The sequence below is a fragment of the Nitratifractor sp. genome (assembly GCF_015487065.1).
GTDB lineage: Bacteria > Campylobacterota > Campylobacteria > Campylobacterales > Sulfurovaceae > Nitratifractor.
This window is the reverse complement of the sequence record NZ_WFQN01000153.1, coordinates 1-4,202: the sequence shown is the minus strand read 5'-3', so window position 1 is coordinate 4,202 and position 4,202 is coordinate 1. Positions and strand designations below refer to the sequence as shown.

Here is a 4,202-nt window from a genome sequence, read left to right as displayed (position 1 = left end):
TTCGACTGATCCCAGGGCGGATCGAAGACCAGCTCCACCTCCACCTCTTCGATGGAGTGGTCCTCTACCCGGGAAGGGATCGATTTGACCAGATCGACGAGGATCTCCGACATCGAGCAGGTGGCCGACGTCAGGGTCATGACCACTTTGCAGCGGTTAAGTTTGGTCTCCGGGTCTTTTTCGCAATGCACGTCGTAGATCAGGCCGAGGTTGTAGATATCGACGGGGATCTCGGGATCGTAGATCTTCTGCAGCTCCTCGATCATCCGAATCTCGGACGCTTCGGGCGGCATCTCTCTGGGATCTTTGCTCATGCGTTTTTCTCCTTGCATTCTTTGGCATAGTCGTAGACTTTCTTCAAAAAGGCCTCCATACTCTGCTGGCGTACCGGGGAGAGGTGCTCGACGATCCCCAGCCGGCCCAACTCCTTCGGGTCGAAATTAAGAATTTCGTCGGGGCCTTTATCGCTGAAGATATCCAGCAACAGGGTCAGCATCCCTTTGGCCATTTCGCTGGTGCCTTCTCCACGGAGAATCAGTTTGCCGTCACGGCACTCCCCCACCAGCCAAGCGGGCGAAGCGCACCCTTCGATGAAGGTTGCGTCGTTCTTCTCTTCTTCCGGCAGGGTCGTATGGCGTTTCCCCAGATCGAAGATGTATTCGAACTTCTCATTGGGCGTTTCGAAGAGGTCGAAATCCTCTTTGTAACGCTGAAGAACTTCTTGGATAGTTGACACGGTCACTCCTTTTTAGAGTCACTAGTCACTAGTCGCTAGTCACTAGAAATTTTTAAATAAAGGCGTTGCAAAGCAACGCAAACTGCAACTCTTCACTCCTCGTTCATCACTCCTCACTATTTGGCTGCGGTTTCCGCAGCCAAGTCCTCGCATCCATGACACGTCTCCATACAGGTGACGCTCGTCACTCCCCAGTAGGCTTCTTCGAAGCTGCGGTGGAGGTCTTCGCGGAGCGCTTCATCCTCCAGAGCGTCGATGAGCTCGTTGGCGAAGGCGAGGATCAGCATCTTACGCGCTTCCTCCTTGGCGATGCCCCGGCTACGCAGGTAAAAAAGCTGCGCTTCGTCCAGCTGGCCGGTGGTGGAGCCGTGGCTCGCTTCGAGGTCGTCGATGTAGATCTCCAGCTGGGGCTTGCTGGCCATGTAGGCGCCGTCATTGAGCAGGATCGCCTTGGAGTTCTGGTGGGCTTTAGTATATTTGCCGGTATGCTCCACCTTGATAAGCGCATCGAAGATGCCTCGGGCTTTTTCCGCCAGGATGTTTTTGGCCCGTTGAGTGCTCAGAGAACTCTGGCCGATATGGACGATCTGGCTGACGGTCCCCCGCCGGGAATGATCGGTGGCATAGAGTAGATGGTCCGCATCGATACGGGCGTGCTCGTGCAGCTCCGCCTTGATCAACTGCAAGCCGCTGCCGGCTCCGAAGTCGAAGCTGTGCAGGCGACAGGAGGCCTGGGAGTCGACCTTGATCCGATGGGAAAAGATCGGGGTGTAATCCCCGATGCGCAGGGTCTGATCCTTGACCAACGTCAGCGCGGCGTCCCGGGAGACGAACGCGTCGTGGCCGCTCAGGATCAGCGCCCCGCAGGCGCCCTCCCCGTCGTAGCGCTCGGCGATCTGCACGTGCACATTGGCGTCGAGGTAGATCGCCGTCCGATAAGCCAGCAGTTTGGCCGGTCGGGTATAACGGTGGACGATCGTCACCTTGGCGTCTTTACGGAAACGCAAAGAGATCACTTCACGGCTCATCAAATGTCCCAGATAGTAGAGGGGGTCGAAATGAGCGCCGTCCAGGTCGATGGCGTCGCTGCAGCCCACCTGCACCTCCACATCGGCCGGAAGCGCCGTCACCACACCGTCTGTGATGACGATCTGCCGCTGCGTCTCTTCGATCTCTGCGGTGGGAGCGATCGACGCCACTTCCCAGTCGTGCTCCATCAGAGGATCGATCTCGAAGTAGCGGTAAGCTTCGCTCTTGCGCGTCGGCATTCCCAGTTCGCTCAGGCGGCGGGCCGCCAAAGCACGGCTGGGAGCCGCCTGCAGCTCCTCCATCAGGCTCTCGGGGCTCATCGCGCCCAGCAGTACGGGTCTCATCACGCCTCCTCGATGGCGCCGTAACCCTTCTCCTCGAGCTCGGCGACCAGCTCGGGGCCGGCGGTTTTGATGATCTTCCCGTCCTTGAGGACGTGAATATAATCGGGCTCGATGTAGTCGAGGATCCGGCTGTAGTGGGTAATGACCAGGAAGCTGCGTTTGCCGTCTTTCATCTTGTTGATCCCTTCGCTGACGGCCCGCAAAGCATCGATGTCCAGACCGGAGTCGATCTCGTCCAGAATGATGACGTCGGGTTGGAGCATCATCATCTGCAGGATTTCGTTGCGTTTTTTCTCCCCGCCGGAGAAGCCTTCGTTCAAGGAGCGATTGATCATCTCGGGTTTCATCCCCAACTCCTGGACCAGCTTTTTCATCTCCCGCAGAAATTCCGCGGCGTTGAGCTCGGGCAGGCCGAGATGCTTACGCTTGGCGTTGACGGCGGTACGGAGGAAATAGGCGTTGTTGACCCCGGGGATCTCCACGGGATTCTGGAAACTGAGGAAGATCCCCTCCAAAGCCCGGTCCTCGGGCTCCCAGTCGACGATGTTCTGCCCTTTGTAGCGAATCTCCCCGTCCAGGACTTCGATGTCGTAATGACCGGTGATCGCCTTGGAGAGGGTCGATTTTCCCGCTCCGTTGGGGCCCATAATGGCGTGAACCTTGCCCTCCTCCAACTGGAGGTTCAATCCTTTGAGGATCTCCTTTCCGCCGATGCGGGCGTGGAGATTGTCGATATCCATAACTACTGTACTCATCCTACACTTCCTTCCAATGTCAGATTCAATAACGCTTTCGCTTCCACCGCGTACTCCATAGGCAGCTGGCTGAAGACCTCTTTGCAGAAACCGTGAACGATCATGCTCACCGCGTCCTCTTCGGTGATCCCCCGCTGGCGAAGGTAGAAGAGCTGCTCATCGCTGATCTTGGTCGTCGTCGCCTCGTGCTCCACCTGTCCATGGGCATCCTTGCTCTCCAGATAGGGGAAGGTGTGCGCCCCGCACTGGTCGCCGATGAGCAGGCTGTCGCACTCGCTGTAGTTGCGGGCTCCTTCGGCGTTGGCGCCGATCTTGACCAGGCCCCGATAGGTGTTTTGCCCCTTCATGGCGCTGATCCCTTTGGAGATGATCGTGGAGCTGGTGTTTTTGCCCAGGTGGATCATCTTGGTCCCGGTGTCGGCTTGCTGAGCCAGGGTCGTAACGGCGACGGAGTAGAACTCACCCACGCTGTTGTCCCCTTTGAGGACGCAACTGGGATACTTCCAGGTAATCGCCGATCCGGTCTCCACCTGGGTCCAGGAGATCTTGGCGTTCTCTTCGCAGAGCCCCCGTTTGGTCACGAAGTTGTAGATTCCGCCTTTGCCCTCTTCGTCCCCGGGATACCAGTTCTGGATCGTGGAGTATTTGATCTCGGCGTCTTTGAGAGCGATCAGCTCCACCACGGCGGCGTGGAGCTGGTTCTCGTCCCGCATGGGGGCGGAGCACCCCTCGTTGTAGCTGACATAGCTTCCTTCGTCGGCGACGATCAGGGTCCGCTCGAACTGTCCCGTATTGAGGGCGTTGATCCGGAAATAGGTGGAGAGCTCCATCGGGCAGCGCACCCCTTTGGGGATGTAGACGAAAGTCCCGTCGGTGAAGACCGCCGAGTTGAGGGCCGCGAAGTAGTTGTCGTTCATCGGTACGACGCTGAACATATATTTTTTGATCAATTCAGGATAATCCCGGATCGCTTCGGAGATGGAGCAAAAGATGATCCCTTTCTCCTTGAGCTCCTCCTGATAGGTCGTCTTGACCGAGACGGAGTCGACGACGGCATCGACGGCGACTTTGACCCCGGCGAGCTGTTTTTGCTCCTCCAAAGGGATCCCCAGTTTGTTGTAGGCTTCGAGAATCTTGGGGTCCACCTCGTCCAGGCTCTCGGGCCCCTTCTTGGGAGCGGCGTAGTAGCTGATGGATTGATAATCCACCGGCTCGTACTCCAGATGGCCCCAGTGGGGCTCTTCCATCTCCAGCCATTTGTGGTAAGCCTTGAGACGCAGTTCGGTCATCCAGTCGGGCTCATCCTTCTTCTTGGAGATGAAACGGATCACCTCGTCG

Annotated in this window: 5 protein-coding genes; all 5 read right to left on the bottom strand. The window is 57.6% G+C overall.

What is annotated here, in order from left to right:
* Positions 1-314 (bottom strand): iron-sulfur cluster assembly protein (locus tag F8I07_RS08790; RefSeq protein ID WP_292658503.1); only part of this gene is annotated, 314 nt, incomplete at its 3' end.
* The gene (locus tag F8I07_RS08785; RefSeq protein WP_292658500.1) at positions 311-736 is read right to left on the bottom strand and encodes a SufE family protein; all 426 of its coding nucleotides are present in this window, start codon (positions 734-736) and stop codon (positions 311-313) included. The genes F8I07_RS08785 and F8I07_RS08790, both read right to left, overlap by 4 nt.
* Before the next feature lie 116 nt (positions 737-852).
* Entirely contained in the window at positions 853-2,109 is a 1,257-nt protein-coding gene (locus F8I07_RS08780; RefSeq protein ID WP_292658497.1) for a SufD family Fe-S cluster assembly protein, read from the bottom strand.
* A complete protein-coding gene (sufC, locus tag F8I07_RS08775) occupies positions 2,109-2,864 on the bottom strand; it encodes a Fe-S cluster assembly ATPase SufC (RefSeq protein ID WP_292658494.1) in 756 nt (251 codons plus the stop codon). The genes F8I07_RS08780 and sufC overlap by 1 nt, the downstream gene beginning before the upstream one ends.
* Positions 2,861-4,202: Fe-S cluster assembly protein SufB (gene sufB, locus F8I07_RS08770; RefSeq protein WP_292658492.1), on the bottom strand; the 1,342-nt coding region annotated here is incomplete at its 5' end. The genes sufC and sufB, both read right to left, overlap by 4 nt.

What these genes read in the sequence shown, in the direction of transcription:
- sufC (WP_292658494.1), bottom strand. Translation starts at nt 2,864, where the DNA reads ATGAGTACAGTAGTTATGGATATCGACAATCTCCACGCCCGCATCGGC.
- F8I07_RS08780 (WP_292658497.1), bottom strand. Translation starts at nt 2,109, where the DNA reads ATGAGACCCGTACTGCTGGGCGCGATGAGCCCCGAGAGCCTGATGGAG.